Raw genomic sequence first — 18,436 nt, forward strand, 5'->3', positions numbered from 1 at the left:
AAAACACGCATTTATTGTGCTGAAAATTTACAATATAAGTGTTATTTTTCCTATTGTTATAGGGAACGTAAGATACACTTATTACGAATAAATCCAGCATTTTCCTATATGTGTGCCATACTTATTAATGGTTTCATATAAATGCTACTTGTTCCTTTACACAAACTAATAATAGAGGTTGTAACTATGAAAGCGAAACTTGTACTAGGTGCGGTAATTCTGGCTTCAGGCTTATTAGCAGGTTGTTCTTCTAGTAATAATGCACAATTAGATCAAATCTCTTCTGATGTAAGCCGCCTGAATACTCAAGTTCAACAACTAAGTAGTGATGTACAAGCAGCTCAAGCTGAAGCTAAATCAGCTTACAATGAAGCTGCACGTGCAAATCAGCGTTTAGATAACCAAGTCACTACTTATAAAAAGTAATTTAACTCACCAATAAGCTGAAAACGACTTTAGGTAAGTATTAATCACAAAGCCCTAACTATGTTAGGGCTTTGGTTTTTTGAGTACATTATTTAATAAAGATTAATATGCTGTCACATCAACAGGTATGCCCGAGCGTCGAAGAAGCTCTGCATCCGCTTTATCTTTATTAACTTTGCCACTTTCATACCAAGCATTAAATTGCTTTGTGAATGTAAGAGGCATGGTTTGTGGATCGTCATCTTCATTGCGTGATAGTGGCTGATGAACTTCAATAAACTGTCTACCGTCTGCGGTTTCAGTAAATTTAATCGGTTTATTGATAACCTGAACTCGGCTTCCTTTAGGCACTACATTAAATAATGTCTCAATATCATTTGGGCGTAAACGAATGCAGCCTGAGCTCACTCTTAAACCGATACCAAAATCAGCGTTGGTACCATGAATAAGGTACTCCCCCCTGCTATGGGCCAACCTTAATGCATAAGCCCCCATTGGGTTTTCAGGACCAGCAGGAACAACCGCAGGTAATGTTATTCCTTTTGCTGCATAATTTTTGCGAATATTGGCCGTTGGTGTCCAAGTGGGATCTTTTATAAGTTGAGAAATAGATGTCACCATTTCAGGTGTTTCACGCCCTAATTGACCAATACCGATAGGATAAACATCAACGGTTCCACCTTCTTTGGGATAATAATAAAGGCGCAATTCGGCAAGATTGATAACAATACCTTTTCGTGCAGTGTCCGGTAGAATCATCTGCAACGGAATAGTTAATGTTTTACCGGCATCGGGCAAAAGAGGATCAATACCCGGATTCGCTTCCATCATATTGAGCAAGCCCACTTGATATTCGGACGCAATAGCCTCTAATGAGCGTTTATCATCGGGAACTATATATGAAAAATTTTCACCAATAATACGCTGGCCATCAGCAGGTAGTAGATATTCTGTCGCGTAAGATAAGTGACTACTCATCCCTAACAGCGATACCCCCAAGAGAGTTAACCATTTTTTCATCGTTTATCCCGTGTGTTAGAAATAAAATAAACTGACTATTATGATGATAACATTATCATTGTTATGCTTTCATATAATAAGTCAGTTTAGAACATTAATGCGGGATCAGGTAACATTTATGCTACAGCGTATTCTGAAAAACGCTTAATAAGTGTCGTAACCATCGCATGCAAACCTTGCGTGCGAGAAGGTGTTAAGTGGCTTTCTAGTGCTAATGATGAGAAGTAATGTTTGATATCTGTCTCTAATGCTTGTTCGATAGTTTTGCCTTGAAATAAGATAATCACTAAGGCAACAAGGCCTTTTACAATCCCCGCATCACTATCGCCAGCCAGCACTAACTGTTTATTATCATTAAGAGAAACCGCTATCCAAACTTGGCTTTGACAACCTTCAATAAAATTAGTTGAGATACGTTGTTCATCCGTTAAAGGAGTAAGACGCTCACCTAACTCCATCATATAGAGATAACGTTGTTCCCAATCCTGACAACGAGAAAAGTTGCGTAATAGTTTTGCTTCATCTGGCAAATTGGCAACTGCCATGAATAACCTCTTTTAAAATTTTTAACCTAATAACATTTCAACACGTAATAGCGCATTAACCAACGCATCGATATCATTTTTATTGGTATATAAACCAAGAGATGCTCGACACATCGCAGGAACTTGGTAATAATCCATAATTGGCATCGCACAATGATGCCCTGTACGAATAGCAATACCATAATTATCAAGGAATGCCCCAACATCATAAGCGTGGTGTTTGCCTAAATTAAACGCTATCACCCCTTGTCGAGAATCATTGCCATAAAGCGTTAAGGATTTTACTTTTTGCAACTGCTCTTGGGCATACTTCATTATATGATTTTCATATTCAGCAATATTATTCATGCCTAATTGTGAAAGATAATCTAATGCAGCACCTAAGCCAATCATTCCCATAATATTAGGCGTACCAGCTTCAAAACGCCAAGGCGCATCCGCATAGGTAATATCACCATTGATATGGACATGTTTTATCATTGCACCACCGCCTTCCCAAGGTGGCAATTCATCGAGTACGGTTTTTTTACCGTATAACAAGCCAATTCCTGTTGGCCCATAAAGTTTATGTCCACTACAAACAAAGAAGTCACAATCAAGTTGTGAAACGTTGATGGATTGATGCATGGCACTTTGAGCACCATCAACCAATATATGTAATTCACCACCTTGCTCAATTGCATATTGACGAGCATCACGAATAATTTGAGCGACTGGATTCACTGTGCCCAATACATTTGATTGATGAGTGAGGCTGAGTAATTTGGTTCGCTCATCGATTAAGTGAGGCAATTGAGCAAAATCGAGCATGCCGTCTTGCAACAACGGTAACACACGAACATTAAAGCCATACTGTTTTGCCAACATATACCATGGAACAATATTGGCGTGATGTTCCATTTCAGTAATGATGATATTGTCACCATCATTTAAAAATCGTTGGCTATAAACGTTCGCAATTAGGTTGATCCCTTCCGTTGTGCCTTTAACAAAAACTATCTCTTCTTCGCTATTGGCACCTAAAAAATCACAGGCTTTTTTACGGACATTTTCAACTAACGTTGTCGCATTTGCACTTAATGTATGAATGCCGCGGTGAACCGCGGCATATTGTGTTAAGGCAAATTGTTTTTCATGTTCAATGACGCAAGCCGGTTTCTGAGCACTTGCGGCACTGTCGAGATAAACCAGTGGTTTTCCTTTCACTTGCTGTGAAAGAATTGGAAAGTCATCTCGCGCTTTTTCAATAGAATGCGTCATAATGCCTTATCTTATACCTCTAATAAGCGCTGGTTAATTCTGTCTAATACCTGCGCTTTGATCACACTATTTTCTAGCGATTCAGTTAATTCAGCCGCAAATGCATGGATGATCATTTTACGGGCGTCACTTAAAGAAATACCTCGTGAACGCAGATAAAATAGCTGCTCATTATCAATTCGCCCCACAGTAGCACCATGACTACACTTCACATCATCAGCATAAATTTCAAGCTGTGGTTTAGTATCGATTTGCGCTTTTTCACCCAGCAACAGATTATTATTAGTCATTTGACCATCTGTTTTTAATGCTTGAGGTGTCACCGTGATCATACCGTTAAATACGGCTTTCCCTGCATCCATCGCAATACTTTTATGCAGTTGACGACTCTGGCAATTTTTCTCACCATGAACCAGCCATGTGCGAGTATCAGCAATCTCTCCGGCTTTAGGTAATACAACGCTATTCATCGAAAGCTCTGTATTTTCACCTTTTAGTGCAGAACTTGTGTGATGACGACTAAGTTTAGCGCCTAATAAGAAAGCGTAACTGTTAACACGAGCATCGCGGCCTATCGTCAGATCGTTATGGGCAAAATGCTGACTTACGCCATTCTCAAAACTTAATTTGATATGATTAAAAGAGGCATTATCGCCGATCGTTGCGGTTAGTCTTGCACCTGTAAAATGACGGCTGTCACTATCACTGCTGATATAGTGTTCTACCACTTGCATCTGAGTATTTGCACCAACATCAAGGTGAAAACGATAATTTGCACTATTTATCTCTGCGCTTTGATCACCTTGAGTAATATTGAGGATATAAAGTGGTTTATCCGCAATAACACCGTTTTTCAGGGTAATAAGCAAAGGATGTGGTGCTAAACTTTCAACTAAATGTAGGAAGATCTCACCATTTACCGGTTTAGGTAATTCACTTTGGTTATCAAGTAAAGTGACTTGATAAGGGCCAAAATCCTTACTGCTTTCCATCGGTGAAAATGTACCATTCACCATAACAATACGGTAGCAATCAAAAGATAATGCGTGTTTAACTATTAAACTTTGCACATCAAAAGGTGGCAACTGTTGATAGCGTTGGCTTAGCGTTTCTTCTAAAGGCGTATAATGCCAATCTTCATGGCGGTAAGTAGGAAAACCTACTTTCTCAACTTGCAACCAATGATTACGTGCATTGAGATTATCGTCACCTTTACGTTGATGATATAACGCTGAAAATATTTTTAATGCTTGTTGATTACGCTGTTCAACTTGGCGCTGTTTTTCACGCTTTTCATTGAGGGTCAATAAGCCAGCCATAACCTTGTTCCTCCAATTTTTGCGCCAATGAAAAATCACCTGATTTAATGATTTTTCCCTGATAAAGCACATGCACAAAATCAGGTTTAATATAATCAAGAATACGTTGGTAGTGGGTTACAACGATAAAAGCACGTTTACCATCGCGTAAGCTATTAACACCATTAGAAACGATTTTTAATGCGTCGATATCAAGACCTGAGTCTGTTTCATCTAAAATGCATAACTCAGGCTCTAACGCAGCCATTTGCAAAATATCGTTACGTTTTTTCTCTCCACCAGAAAATCCTACGTTTACAGAGCGTGTTAACAAATCTTGCGGCATATCGAGCAATTTGATTTTATCTTCAATAAAATCTTCAAAATCAAAGCGATCTAACGGCTCTTGACCACGATATTCTCTCACTGCATTCACTGAAGATTGTAAGAAAAACTGGTTACTGACACCGGGGATTTCAACTGGATATTGAAATGCCATAAAGATGCCTTCACCTGCGCGATCTTCTGGTTCTAATTCCAATAAATCTTTATTTTTAAAGATAATTGAACCTTCATCAACTTCATATTCATCACGACCAGCAAGCGTTGCAGATAGTGTACTTTTACCCGAGCCATTTGGTCCCATGATTGCGTGAACTTCACCTGCACGCACCTGCAAATCTAATCCTTTAAGGATCTCATTGCCTTCAACACTGACATGTAAATTTTTAATATCTAACATAATATATGCCTTCGGTATCTTTATACTCAGAATTTGGTTAACAATTAACCGACGCTATGTTCTAAGCTGATTGCTAATAATTTTTGTGCTTCTACAGCAAATTCCAGCGGTAATTCTGAGAACACATCTTTACAAAATCCGTTTACAATCATTGAGATTGCATCATCTTCGCTTAACCCACGCTGGCGACAATAGAACAACTGATCTTCACCAATACGTGACGTTGTCGCTTCATGTTCAAGCTGTGCTGAGTTGTTCATTACCTCAACATAAGGGAAAGTATGTGCGCCACACTGTGTACCAATTAACATGGAATCACACTGGGTAAAGTTACGAGCATTTTGTGCACCAGGAAGTACTTTTACTAGCCCACGGTAACTGTTTTGACTTTTACCCGCAGAAATACCTTTAGAGATAATGGTTGATTTGGTATTTTTGCCGATATGGATCATCTTAGTCCCCGTATCTGCTTGTTGGTTGCCATTTGTTAAAGCAACCGAGAAGAATTCAGCGGTGGAATTGTCTCCTTTTAAAATCACACTTGGGTATTTCCATGTGATTGCAGAACCTGTTTCTGATTGCGTCCATGACATTTTGGCGTTTTCGCCTTCACAGATAGCGCGTTTAGTCACAAAGTTCAGGATACCGCCTTCACTATCGCCACCAGAGAACCAGTTTTGTACAGTAGAGTATTTTACTTCGGCATCTTTATGGATAATGACTTCAACCACAGCAGCATGAAGCTGATAGCTATCTCGAACAGGTGCTGAACAACCTTCGATATAACTGACATAACTGCCTTCATCAGCAACCAAAATAGTTCGCTCAAATTGGCCTGTTTGAGCGGCATTAATACGGAAATAAGTCGATAACTCCATTGGGCAACGAACCCCTTTTGGAATATAGACAAAGGTACCATCAGAGGCAACCGCAGCATTCAGTGCAGCAAAGTAGTTATCATGGCTTGAGACAACAGTACCTAAATATTGGCGCACTAGATCAGGATATTCTTGAATAGCCTCGCTAAATGAACAAAAAATAATGCCATGTTCAGCAAGCTCTTCACGATATGTTGTTGAAACAGAAACAGAGTCAAAAATAGCATCAACAGCAACGGCTTGCCCTTCTCTTACAGGCACTCCGAGTTGGTTAAAAGCATCTTCAACTTCTTTGGTTAAATAATCCTGCGCAGCTTGTTTATCGCTCGTAACAGCTTCATTTGTGCCACCAGCACAACTGCCGTTAGCACAACATGAACTACAAGATGGTGCTGAGTAATAGCTATAATCTTGATAATTAAGCGATGGATAATCTGCTTTTAGCCAATGTGGCTCTTCCATTTCTAACCAATGACGATAAGCATCTAAACGAAATTCCAGCATCCACTCTGGTTCGTTTCTTTTTGCCGATATTGCACGTACAACCGCTTCATTTAATCCCTTTTCTAAGGCGTCGGTTGATATATCGGTATAAAAACCTTCTTTATAGTGGTGATCGCTTAACCATCCCTGAACTTCATCACCAATTTCAACATTGCTCTGAGACATAATCTGACTTCACTATGTTATACCCCGAAGCTCTCACCACATCCGCAGACGTTTTGAGCTTTAGGATTATTAAATTTAAACATTTGATTAAGTCCTTCACGAACATAATCAACAACCAACCCATCGATAAATGGCATTGCTTTTAATGAAACAAAGAGTTTTGCACCATTATGTTCATAAACAAGATCATCATCATTTGGGGCAGCAGCGAGTTCAATAACATAACCATACCCTGTACAACCAGAGGGTTTGATACTTAAGGAAAGCCCTTGTTTTTCAGGGTTTTTCTCAACTAAATGACAGATATGCTTTGCCGCATTATCCGTTAATACAATGCCTTGCCAAGCTGTGTCATTAAGAGAAAAAGTTTCAACGTTGTTTGTCATTTCTGACCTCATTTCGAAAGGAGATTGATATCTTTCCTGACACTAATGGTAATGATAACCCTTATCACTTCAACCATGTCTTTTGAAAGGATATTCCGTAAATGTATATTTTTTGTTCTATTTTTGCGTTTATTTTGTTAAAAACACATGTTAACGCAATGTAATATAAGACTTTTATATTTTTTCATTCTAAGAAATAAAACTTTTAATTTTTCTTATATTTCGCACAATACGCACATAAGTTGCAAAATAAATGCAGTTTATATGTTATCACTGAAATTTAGAGAAAAAAGCATAAAAATGTGCTTTTACATCTAGCTTATTGAGCCTATTCACATTCATTTTTATGCTTTTGATGAGGAATAAGATAGCACCACTTATGTGATGACCTCTTATTGGTTTGTGTGCTCTTTGATGTTATTTATTAATAGTGATGGTTTGAATATATTTGTTAGTACATTCAAGAATTTGACTGTTTTTTTGTTTGTTCGATTGGCTATTGAAGTTGCTAATCAATTGCAATTGCCATACTCGATTCGTTTTAAGGTCTGCCGCTAAAATACCTTCATAGCTCACATTCTCTTTTGCATAATTTCCTTCAAAAAAGACATGTCGACTTTCCACATTTGGGATAGTTAATGGTTTTATCGATGTAGATATTTCATTCATACCATCTATGATAGCAATATTATCTACAATACCTTGTGCTCCCGCATCCACATCGTAACTCATTGCATCGATCATTTTAAAATAAACAAGACGAACCTCTGTCAAATCACAAATAGGTTCTGATTTATAAACCATCATTTCCGTTGTGACATCCTGAATATTATCTGGTAATGATTTAAAATAATTTTCAGTATCTTCTCTGCTCATTGAAAACGAAGTGGGATAAGCCATATTAAAACCAGAAATAGTTTGTACTGGAGTATTACTTATATTATTACTCGTTTCAGAGGTAGAATTATTATCGCACCCACTGATTAATAAACCTGCAATTAATAATACTGTGGTGTTGAATTTAGAAATAGTAAACATTATTGATCGTCTTATCTTTTATTATGAAGATAATGATTATCATTAAAAATAAAATCTAAATAAAGAAGTAATTCTATTTTCTCTCTATTTTTATTTTTTTGACATTATCTATAAACACAAAAAACGCACAAAGCGAGTATTTCACTCTGTGCGTTTGTCTGTTGTATTCTTTAAGAAATAACAGATGTCGTTAATCTAGAAATACATACTTGACGATCTTCATCATCAAAGATTTCTATTGACCAGACTTGGTGTGAACGTCCTAAATGAATCGGTTTGCATACACCTCTTACCTTGCCTTCTCTCGCTGAACGAATATGATTCGCATTGATTTCTAGCCCGACAATTTTTTGTTCACCTTCAGTACAAAGATAACCTGCAACAGAGCCCAATGTTTCAGCTAAAACAACAGAAGCACCACCATGTAAAAGCCCTAAAGGCTGCTTAGTACGGTGATCAACAGGCATTGTTCCTTCAAGATAATCATCACCAAGACATGTTAACTCAATGCCCAAATGGCTCATCATATTGTTTTGTCCAATATGATTAAGATACTCAATTGTCGTTTCACGTTTCCATATCATGGCATAATCTCCAAAAGTGCCTGTAGTGGGTGTTTTAGCTCAATATTATCAATACGTTTCACTTGACTACGACAAGAGTAACCGGTGCTTAAACAACGCATTGTTGGTAATGTTTTTAATGCATTACCCCATGAGAGTTGATAAATGCCCAACGAGTTTTCATAATTATTTAGTTCATGTCCATAAGTACCGGCCATTCCACAACATCCAGTGCTCACAAATTCGAGTTGCTGCCCATAACGTTGGAAAATAGCCTGCCACTGTTTCATGCTTTGTGGTAGCGCCGTCACTTCTGTACAGTGCCCGAAAAGATACCATTTTTCAGCATCATCGCGAACTGCTATTGGCTCAGATACCAATTTACTTAACCATTCATGAACAAGTTGAACATTAAAATCTCCACGCTTATCACCCAGTATTTCATGATATTCATCGCGATAACAAAGCACTAATGCAGGATCAACCCCCACCATAGGAATACCTAATTTTGCTACACGATTAAGCATAGTTGAGGTTTTTTGTGCCGTTTTACTAAATTGCTGTAAAAAACCTTTGATATGCTGCGCTTTTCCATTAGGCGAAAATGGCAACAATACAGGTTTAAATCCTATTTTTTCAATCAGTCTGATAAAATCGGCAACTACTTTTGCATCGTAATAACTGGTAAACGGATCTTGTACCACCAGCACATGATGACTTCGTTGCTTTTCAGATAAACGTTCTAAGTCTTCTAGCGTCATATCTAACGCTTTATGTCCAGCCAATTGCTGTCTTAATGTAGGTGATGACAGCAAAGGTAAATCGACCATTCCTATCGCATGTTTACTTAATGATTGCACTAACGGTTGCTTCATAAAAAAGTTAAAGAATCCCGGTGCTTTCGCCATAATCGGCGTTGTTAATTCAACATTCGCGACAATATGATCTTTTAACGGGCGTAAATAACGCTGGTGATAAAGTTCAGTAAACTTAGAACGAAATGATGGCACATCAATTTTAATCGGGCATTGCGTTGAACAGGCTTTACAAGCCAAGCAACCATTCATAGCCGCTTTCACTTCATGAGAAAAGTCATATTCGCCACGTTTAGCTTTCCATGTATTACGTGTTTTCTCAATTAAACCTCTTAAACTAGGTTTATTATTTTCAAGGCTAGATTCAAGTTGTTTTGGGCTAACGCCTTGCTCTGTTAATAAGCGTAGCCACTCTCTTACCAGTGCGGCTCGTCCTTTAGGCGAATGAATGCGTTGTCCGCTGATTTTCATTGAAGGACACATTGGACTTTTGACATCAAAGTTAAAGCAAAGTCCATTACCATTACAATCCAGTGCGCCTTTGAAATCTTGACGCACAGACAAAGGGATTGTGCGATCAAAAGTGCCTCGTTTGATGGTATCAACTTGCTTCATGGGTTCATCGACCTCTAATGGAGGACATATTTTCCCAGGATTCAATCTATTTCGAGGATCGAACACCGTTTTGATTTGACGCAGTTCATGATAAAGCGTTTCACCGAAAAATTCGGGGCTGTATTGCGCTCTAAAGCCTTTTCCATGTTCACCCCAGAGTAACCCACCATATTTGGCTGTTAACGTGACAATGTCGTCTGAGATAGATTTCATCAATAATTCTTGTTGTGGATCGCACATATCAAGAGCAGGTCTTACGTGCAACACACCGGCATCAACATGCCCAAACATGCCATAATTGAGCTGATGACTGTCAAGTAACGCTCTAAATTCAGTAATATAATCAGCAAGATGTTCTGGCGGCACACAGGTATCTTCTACAAAAGGAATTGGCTTTGCTTGTCCTTTTGCGTTACCTAATAAGCCGACTGCTTTTTTACGCATGGCATAGATACGGTTAATATCCGCCAGATCTTCACAAACTTGATAACCGATAACACCGCCCTGATTCTCTTTCATTAATGAATCTAAGCGTTGGCATAATGATGCGACTTGTGACGCAATAAGGTTTTTATCATCACCCGCAAATTCAACAATATTAAGTCCTTGCATATCTTTATCGGGTATATCAGTGATCAACTCTTTCACGGAGTGCCACACGATATCTTCACGGGCGAGGTTTAATACTTTCGAATCAACCGTTTCAACAGAAAGTGCATTCGCTTTAACTAAAAAAGGTGCGTTACGCAATGCTGAGTCAAAAGAATCGTATTTTACATTGACTAAACTGCGCTGTTTGGGAATTGGCGTAATATCTAGCGTCGCTTCAGTAATAAAAGCGAGTGTACCTTCGGAGCCTGTTAAAATTCTCGTTAAATCAAATCGTTTCATGTCATCACTAAAGACATGACGCAAATCATACCCTGTTAAAAAGCGATTTAATTTAGGGAATTTTTCAAGAATGAGCTTTCGTTGCTCTTTGCAACGAGATAAAACGGTACGATAAACTTTACCCATTGCGGAGCTTTCTTGGGCAATATTTTCGGCTAGTGCCGTATCCATAGCGCGCGTTTCAAGCAGCTCACCGCCTAGCAAAACCGCCCTAACACCAAGAACGTGATCAGAGGTTTTACCATAAACCATTGAACCTTGCCCTGATGCATCAGTATTAATCATTCCACCTAATGTGGCACGATTACTGGTAGATAGCTCTGGTGCGAAAAAAAAGCCATAAGGTTTTAAAAAGAGGTTTAACTCATCTTTTATCACCCCTGCTTCCACTTTTACCCAACGCTCTTGCGGGTTTATCTCGATAATACGCTTCATATAACGAGATAAATCAACCACAATACCATCTGTTAATGCTTGCCCATTAGTACCTGTACCGCCCCCTCTAGGAGTTAGAGAGAGTGAATGAAATCGAGGTTCATCAACTAAGCGAGCAATAATAGTAACATCAGCTGTTGAGCGAGGAAAAACAACAGCCTGTGGCAATAACTGGTAAATACTATTATCTGTTGCCATAGTGAGTCTGTCAGCGTAACTGCTGGAGATATCACCGGTGAAACCGTTTTTTAGAAGAGTATCAAGAAATTCTGTTGTGAGTTCACTGACTTGCGGTGCTTGCGATATACGTGGGATCATTTGTTATAGCTCTTTAATCTAATAGTCCACATTGCTTAATTTTAGATGTTGAAATGTATGCTAAGAGGTACTTTGCCTCATTTTGTACTTTCAGACCGATACCTGTTCACCTTATCATACAATTCTGGCAAATTGCGTAGTGATATAAACAACGTGATATTTGCAATGTTTATTCATCTGCTTCTAGCATTTTTATTCGTGTAGGGATTTAAAACCATGGAAAAACCGCAGATCCATACAGATATACCCAAAGTTTTATTCACAGTTCTTTTTATTTCTTTTTTTATTATCGCCAGTTTTTGGATCCTAAATCCCTTTATTGTGGGTTTCATTTGGGCTGGAATGATTGTTGTTGCAACGTGGCCTTTACTTCTTATTATTGAAAAGCGGGTAAAATATCGTTGGCTATCAACCATGATAATGATGATTTTGATATTACTGATCTTCGTTATCCCTATTATCTTATTAATTAGTAGTGTTATTGATAATAGTGCGCCTTTAATAGAATTAGCAAAATCACCTTCGAATATTCAGCCACCTCAACTATTATGGCTTAACGATATCCCAATGATAGGGAGCAAGCTTTATGATACATGGCATTCTATCCTTGTCTCTGGCGGTAACGCGTTAATCTCAAAAATCCAACCTTATGTCGGACAAGCTGCAAACTGGTTTTTTGCTCAAGCATTAAATATTGGTCGATTTGCCTTACATTTGGGTGTGATGTTGTTATTTTCTGGCTTACTGTTTTTACAAGGCGAAAATGTCGTATCTTGGTTACGCCATTTTGCCATTCGTTTAGCTGGTCAGCGTGGTGATGCTGCAATCTTACTTGCATCCATGTCTATTCGCGCTGTCGCATTAGGCGTGGTTTTAACCGCCTTAATTCAAGCGATTGTTGGTGGTATCGGTCTCGCAGTGTCTGGCGTACCTTATGCTACGGTATTAACCGTTATTATGTTTATTTGCTGCCTTGCTCAAATAGGTCCTTTATTAGTATTGATCCCTTCCATTTTATGGCTATTTTGGACAGGTGATACCACTTGGGGCATTGTTATGGTGATTTGGGGTGGCGCGGTTGCGACAATGGATGGTGTATTACGACCTTATTTAATCAAGATGGGCGCTGATTTGCCTATGGTATTAATTCTTACTGGTGTTATTGGTGGGATTTTAACATTAGGTATGATTGGGTTATTTATTGGTCCTGTTGTTCTTGCTGTTGCACATAGCTTATTAAATGCATGGATTAATGAAGTACCAAAACCTAATCCTGATTTAACTGAAACAGTAGAATTTATGAATAAAAACTTTATCGAAAAAGAATAAATAATAATGGAGCATGTAAGTGTAGCTACTTACATGCTCTAAAAATAACAGAGTAAGGTTTAATAAAGATTATCAATTTAGGAATAAATCATTATATTTTTATATTCAAACTTACAATTTGAAACAAATTACATTTTTTTAAACCTGTTTGTTACCAGCAAGTTATATTCACTTTCAAATAAGCCTATATTCTTTTTATTGAGATAATTCTTAGAGCATAATTAACGCATTTCTCTTAATATAAATATCAACGAAACAAATGTTTCATCGAATTAATAATTTCGCCTTTCATATTAATAGATTAATTGGCGAGATTAAAGAATATAAAATATTGCTGTGTGTAGTCTTTGCCTGTCAGCCCATGATAGGCTTTTTTTTGCCTATTATTTAATAATTGTATAAAAAAAGCTCACATTATATTGTGAGCTTTTATTTATAGCGATGACCCATCCTAAATAAGGTTGACACTTTTCCAATCTGAAATTGGAGAGTGTAATGAAACCAATCACTAAACGAACTCAACGTGATTATTCTCTCGCTTTTAAATTACAGCTTGTTGACCAAGTTGAAAAAGGCGAATTAACCTATAAACAAGCTCAAGATCACTATGGTATACAAGGATGCTCTACTGTTTTAGTTTGGCTTCGTAAGCATGGTAGGTTAGATTGGTCAAACGGTACCCCTGATACTTTTTATAGAGGTTCAGCTATGACCCAATCTTCTGAACAACAAACGCCGGAACAACGCATTAAGATCCTTGAAAAGGAACTTGAAGAAGCTCGGCTTAAATCCGATTTTTTCGAAGCTGTGGTTAAAGTCATGGATAGAGACTTTGGAGTTCGTTTGTCAAAAAAGCGCAAAGCCGAGTTATTAAAGAAAAAACGGTTAAAAACCTCACCGTAACAATTGCTTGTCGTTTTATGCAGATCAGCCGACAGGCTTATTACAAGAGACTGGATAGAATTGAGGAACGAAAGAAAGCCGATTCAGCCATTATTGACGTTGTTAAATCTGAACGAGTCTTACAACCTCGACTGGGTGGGCGTAAATTACATTTTATTTTAAAGCAAAAACAGATGGTTATTGGTCGTGATCGACTATTTTCTTTATTGAAAGAACATCAGTTACTGGTGCCTAATAAACGGGCTTATCATCGAACAACCTTAAGCCATCATCGTTTTCATCGGCATCCAAATTTAATTAAGTCAGGGTTTATCCCCACACAACCAGAACAGCTTTGGGTGGCAGATATTACCTATTTATCGACGCATGAAGGTGATACTTATTTGAGTTTAATTACGGATGCATATTCACGAAAAATCGTGGGATATCATTTAGATGACAATATGAAAACAAGTTCAGTGAAGAAATCGTTGGTTCAGGCGTTAAAAAAACGGACTTCGACAACTTCGTTAATCCATCATTCAGATCGAGGGATACAGTATTGTTCTTCGGAATATCAGGAGATACATAAAGAGCATAATATTCAATGCTCTATGACTGATGGGTATGATTGTTATCAAAATGCCTTAGCGGAACGAATTAATGGAATATTAAAAATGGAGTATCTACTGATAAAACCGAGTAATTTGGAACAAGCGAGAAAATTAGTAGAAGAATCAATTCAACTCTATAATGAAAAACGACCACACTTATCGTTAAACTATAAAACGCCCGATGAAGTACATCGAGCGTTTTATGCCTGAAAGCTGTCAACCTATATCAGGACTAGTCACGATGATATTAATTCTATTGTGCTAATTTTACCCAAGTTTTAATTACGGTATCTGGGTTTAAAGATAAACTATCAATTCCCTCTTCCATTAGCCATTGTGCGAAATCTTCATGATCAGAAGGTCCCTGACCACAAATACCCACATATTTTCCATTACGTTTAGCGGCTTGGATAGCCATTGATAACAATGCTTTCACTGCATCATTGCGTTCATCAAACAGTGCAGAAACCACACCTGAATCTCGGTCAAGACCTAATGTTAATTGGGTCATATCGTTAGAGCCGATAGAGAAACCATCAAAGTGTTCTAAGAATTTATCTGCTAATAAGGCATTTGATGGAATTTCACACATCATAATGACTTTTAAGCCATTCTCACCACGTTTCAAACCATTTGCCGCTAATTCGTCAATAACTTCTTCAGCTTGGCGTACAGTACGAACAAATGGGATCATAACTTCAACGTTTTCTAAGCCCATATCATTACGAACACGTTTTACCGCCTCACACTCAAGCGAGAAACAGCGACGGAAATCGTCAGAAACATAACGACCCGCACCACGGAATCCTAACATTGGGTTTTCTTCATCTGGCTCATAACGATCACCACCTACTAAATTGGCATATTCGTTAGATTTAAAGTCAGATAAACGAACAATAACGCGTTTAGGCCAGAATGCCGCTGCTAATGTTGCAATCCCTTCCGTTAATTTACTAATGTAATACTCAACTGGAGATTCATAGCCTGCCATCATTTCATTGATTTCAGCTTTCAGTGCTTCAGTTTGGTCGTCATACTCTAGTAATGCGCGAGGATGCACACCAATCATACGGTTAATAATAAATTCTAAACGCGCAAGACCGACACCATCATTTGGTAAGCCTGCAAAATCAAATGCACGATCAGGATTGCCGACGTTCATCATGATTTTGAGCCCTAATTCAGGCATATTATCGATTGCGGAGCTCTGAATAGAGAAATCCAGTTTTCCATCGTAAACAAATCCTGTATCACCTTCAGCACAAGAAACAGTTACAACTTGTCCTTCCGCAATACATTCTGTTGCATCACCACAACCCACAACAGCTGGAATACCTAATTCACGAGCAATAATAGCTGCGTGACAAGTTCTACCACCACGATTAGTCACAATCGCAGAAGCTTTCTTCATGATAGGTTCCCAATCTGGGTCTGTCATGTCAGTAACCAGCACATCACCTGCTTCAATTCTATCCATTTCACTTAAGTTATGGATAACTTTGACGGCACCCGTACCAATACGATGACCAATAGCACGGCCTTCAATAATAACAGAGCCACTTTCATTTAATTGATAGCGCTCCATAACTTGTTGGTTAGAACGAACTGTTTCTGGGCGAGCCTGAACGATGTATAAACGACCATTATGTCCATCTTTAGCCCATTCGATATCCATTGGACGACCATAGTGACGTTCAATCAATACAGCTTGTTTAGCCAACTCTTGAACTTCATGATCAGTCAAAGAGAAACGATTGCGCAGTGACTCTGGCGTATCTTCGATACGGACTTGTTTACCATGTTCAACGCTGTCTGCGTAAACCATTTGGATCTTTTTAGAGCCAAGATTACGACGAACAATAGAAGGTAGACCTTTTGCTAAAGTTGGCTTGTGTACATAAAACTCATCTGGGTTAACAGCACCCTGTACAACCATTTCACCTAAACCATAAGCTGATGTAATAAAGACAACTTGATCAAAACCAGATTCAGTATCGATGGTAAACATCACACCTGAAGAAGCAAGATCAGAACGTACCATACGTTGAACACCCGCAGATAATGCAACACCACGGTGATCATAACCTTGGTGAACACGATAAGAGATTGCGCGATCGTTAAATAACGAGGCAAATACGTGTTTGATTGCAACGAGTATGGCATCAATACCTTGAACGTTTAAAAACGTCTCTTGTTGACCGGCAAAAGAAGCATCAGGCATATCTTCTGCAGTCGCAGATGAACGAACGGCAAATGAAGCTTCAGATTCACCTTCACTTAATGTGAGATAAGCATCGCGAATATCTTTTTCAAACTGAGGCGTAAAAGGTGTATCAATTACCCACTGGCGAATTTGATTACCTGCTTGAGCCAGTTGATTAACATCATCAACATCAACGCTATCAAGTAATTCATAAATACGCTGATTGATACCGCTCTGTTCCAGAAAATCATTAAACGCTTGCGCTGTGGTAGCAAACCCGTTAGGAACAGAAACACCCAGTTCCGCTAGGTTTGTGATCATTTCACCGAGGGAAGCATTTTTCCCACCAACACGATCAACGTCATTCATACCTAATTGGTTATACCAAAGCACATTGCACGGGGTGAGGCTATTGCTGGACATTGAGAACAATCCTTTTTTAAACAATTATGAGAGAGAGAAAAAAAGAAAAACCCGCTGTCAAAACGACAACGTAAATAAGCGTATCACAATGTGATGCTGAATATAGAAAGGTGAATCGATCAACCAGAAAACTTTATTTTTTTATCCTTTATAATCACTAAAAATGCTTTAGATAATATTGTTTGATTTGCTAATTCAGCTAAAAAAAGGTGAGCGTTATGATATTAAGCTTGAATTCTATTAATTGTGATAATAATGAACCCATTGATAGAACAGTCTTTTTTATCTCTGATGGTACAGCGATTACAGCAGAAGTATTAGGCCATGCGGTACTTTCTCAATTTCCATTAAAAATGAAAAGTTATACATTACCTTTTGTTTCTACTGTGGAAAGAGCTGAAGAAATAAAACAGAAAATCTCCGAAATTTATAAAAAGAGTGGTGCTAAGCCTCTTGTCTTTTATTCTATTATCAGCCCTGAAGTTAAACAGATAATAAATAGCAGTGAAGGTTTTTGTCAGGATATTGTGCAATCTCTCGTAATACCACTTGAAAAAGAAGTGGGCATTCAAGCATCGCCAAAATTAAACAAAACTCATGGATTAACCGAAAAAAACCTTAGTAAATACGATGCTCGTATTGCTGCAATCGAATACACCCTTTCCCATGATGATGGCATATCATTACGAAATCTCGACCAAGCTCAAGTGATCTTAATTGGTGTTTCTCGTTGTGGAAAAACGCCCACCAGCCTCTATTTGGCAATGCAATTTGGTATTCAAGCCGCAAACTATCCTTTTACTGCGGATGATATGGATTTCTTAAAACTTCCCGCTGAATTAAAAGAGTATCAACATAAATTATTTGGCTTAACCATTGCGCCAGAACGTCTTGCTGCTATTCGAGGTGAACGTCGCGAAAATAGCCGTTATGCCTCGATTCGCCAATGCAGAATTGAATTAGCTGAAGTGGAAGCCCTTTTTAGAAAAAACAATATTCCTTATCTCAACACCACGAATTATTCTGTTGAAGAAATTTCAACCAAGGTAATTGATTCTATGGGATTAGCGAGAAGAATGTTTTAAC

15 protein-coding genes are annotated in these 18,436 nt (G+C 38.2%); 4 read left to right on the top strand and 11 right to left on the bottom strand.

The window, feature by feature from the left end; genetic code table 11:
- The first annotated feature begins 186 nt into the window (after positions 1-186).
- Positions 187-426, top strand: coding sequence for an Lpp/OprI family alanine-zipper lipoprotein (locus GTK47_RS14050; RefSeq protein ID WP_165124218.1), 240 nt, complete (start codon positions 187-189; stop codon positions 424-426).
- Positions 427-528: 102 nt separating this feature from the next.
- On the opposite strand, the gene GTK47_RS14055 is transcribed toward GTK47_RS14050, so the two are convergent.
- From GTK47_RS14055 to GTK47_RS14100, 10 genes are all read right to left on the bottom strand, one after another.
- Positions 529-1,446, bottom strand: a complete 918-nt coding sequence (locus tag GTK47_RS14055; protein ID WP_165124221.1) for a L,D-transpeptidase family protein — start codon at positions 1,444-1,446, stop codon at positions 529-531.
- A 116-nt stretch (positions 1,447-1,562) separates the two neighbouring features.
- Entirely contained in the window at positions 1,563-1,991 is a 429-nt protein-coding gene (sufE, locus tag GTK47_RS14060; RefSeq protein WP_165124224.1) for a cysteine desulfuration protein SufE, read from the bottom strand.
- A 21-nt stretch (positions 1,992-2,012) separates the two neighbouring features.
- Positions 2,013-3,251 carry a cysteine desulfurase SufS gene (sufS, locus tag GTK47_RS14065; protein ID WP_165124227.1) on the bottom strand — a complete coding sequence of 413 codons (1,239 nt, stop codon included), beginning with the start codon at positions 3,249-3,251 and terminating at the stop codon, positions 2,013-2,015.
- An 11-nt stretch (positions 3,252-3,262) separates the two neighbouring features.
- Positions 3,263-4,570 (bottom strand): Fe-S cluster assembly protein SufD, encoded by a 1,308-nt coding sequence (gene sufD / locus GTK47_RS14070; RefSeq protein ID WP_165124230.1) that lies wholly within the window; start codon positions 4,568-4,570, stop codon positions 3,263-3,265.
- On the bottom strand, positions 4,545-5,291 hold the full coding sequence (sufC, locus tag GTK47_RS14075; protein WP_165124233.1) for a Fe-S cluster assembly ATPase SufC: 747 nt from the start codon (positions 5,289-5,291) through the stop codon (positions 4,545-4,547). Before sufC ends, sufD begins: the two co-directional genes overlap by 26 nt.
- Positions 5,292-5,335: 44 nt before the next feature.
- Positions 5,336-6,838, bottom strand: a complete 1,503-nt coding sequence (sufB, locus tag GTK47_RS14080) for a Fe-S cluster assembly protein SufB (RefSeq protein ID WP_165124236.1) — start codon at positions 6,836-6,838, stop codon at positions 5,336-5,338.
- 17 nt (positions 6,839-6,855) lie between these two features.
- Positions 6,856-7,224 carry a Fe-S cluster assembly scaffold SufA gene (sufA, locus tag GTK47_RS14085; RefSeq protein WP_165124239.1) on the bottom strand — a complete coding sequence of 123 codons (369 nt, stop codon included), beginning with the start codon at positions 7,222-7,224 and terminating at the stop codon, positions 6,856-6,858.
- Positions 7,225-7,641: 417 nt separating this feature from the next.
- Positions 7,642-8,262, bottom strand: coding sequence for a hypothetical protein (locus tag GTK47_RS14090; protein ID WP_165124242.1), 621 nt, complete (start codon positions 8,260-8,262; stop codon positions 7,642-7,644).
- A 170-nt stretch (positions 8,263-8,432) separates the two neighbouring features.
- The gene (gene menI / locus GTK47_RS14095) at positions 8,433-8,846 is read right to left on the bottom strand and encodes a 1,4-dihydroxy-2-naphthoyl-CoA hydrolase (RefSeq protein WP_109394268.1); all 414 of its coding nucleotides are present in this window, start codon (positions 8,844-8,846) and stop codon (positions 8,433-8,435) included.
- Positions 8,843-11,899, bottom strand: a complete 3,057-nt coding sequence (locus tag GTK47_RS14100; protein WP_165124245.1) for an FAD-binding and (Fe-S)-binding domain-containing protein — start codon at positions 11,897-11,899, stop codon at positions 8,843-8,845. Before GTK47_RS14100 ends, menI begins: the two co-directional genes overlap by 4 nt.
- A gap of 216 nt (positions 11,900-12,115) precedes the next feature.
- On the opposite strand from GTK47_RS14100, the gene ydiK reads away from it, so the two are divergent.
- Positions 12,116-13,228 carry an AI-2E family transporter YdiK gene (ydiK, locus tag GTK47_RS14105; protein WP_023582359.1) on the top strand — a complete coding sequence of 371 codons (1,113 nt, stop codon included), beginning with the start codon at positions 12,116-12,118 and terminating at the stop codon, positions 13,226-13,228.
- A 495-nt stretch (positions 13,229-13,723) separates the two neighbouring features.
- Positions 13,724-14,934 (top strand): IS3 family transposase gene (locus GTK47_RS14110; protein ID WP_165121805.1). Its coding sequence is split into 2 segments (ribosomal slippage): positions 13,724-14,066 and positions 14,066-14,934, totalling 1,212 coding nucleotides; the frame shifts between segments, so codons are not numbered across the junction.
- Between the two features lie 43 nt (positions 14,935-14,977).
- On the opposite strand, the gene ppsA is transcribed toward GTK47_RS14110, so the two are convergent.
- Positions 14,978-17,350: a phosphoenolpyruvate synthase gene (ppsA, locus tag GTK47_RS14115; protein WP_088495766.1), complete on the bottom strand. Its 2,373-nt coding sequence runs from the start codon at positions 17,348-17,350 to the stop codon at positions 14,978-14,980.
- A 218-nt stretch (positions 17,351-17,568) separates the two neighbouring features.
- Between ppsA and GTK47_RS14120 the strand changes: the two genes are divergently transcribed.
- The gene (locus tag GTK47_RS14120; RefSeq protein ID WP_088495767.1) at positions 17,569-18,435 is read left to right on the top strand and encodes a pyruvate, water dikinase regulatory protein; all 867 of its coding nucleotides are present in this window, start codon (positions 17,569-17,571) and stop codon (positions 18,433-18,435) included.
- Position 18,436: the final 1 nt, after the last annotated feature.

Source organism: Proteus sp. ZN5, assembly GCF_011046025.1.
Taxonomy (GTDB): Bacteria; Pseudomonadota; Gammaproteobacteria; order Enterobacterales; family Enterobacteriaceae; genus Proteus.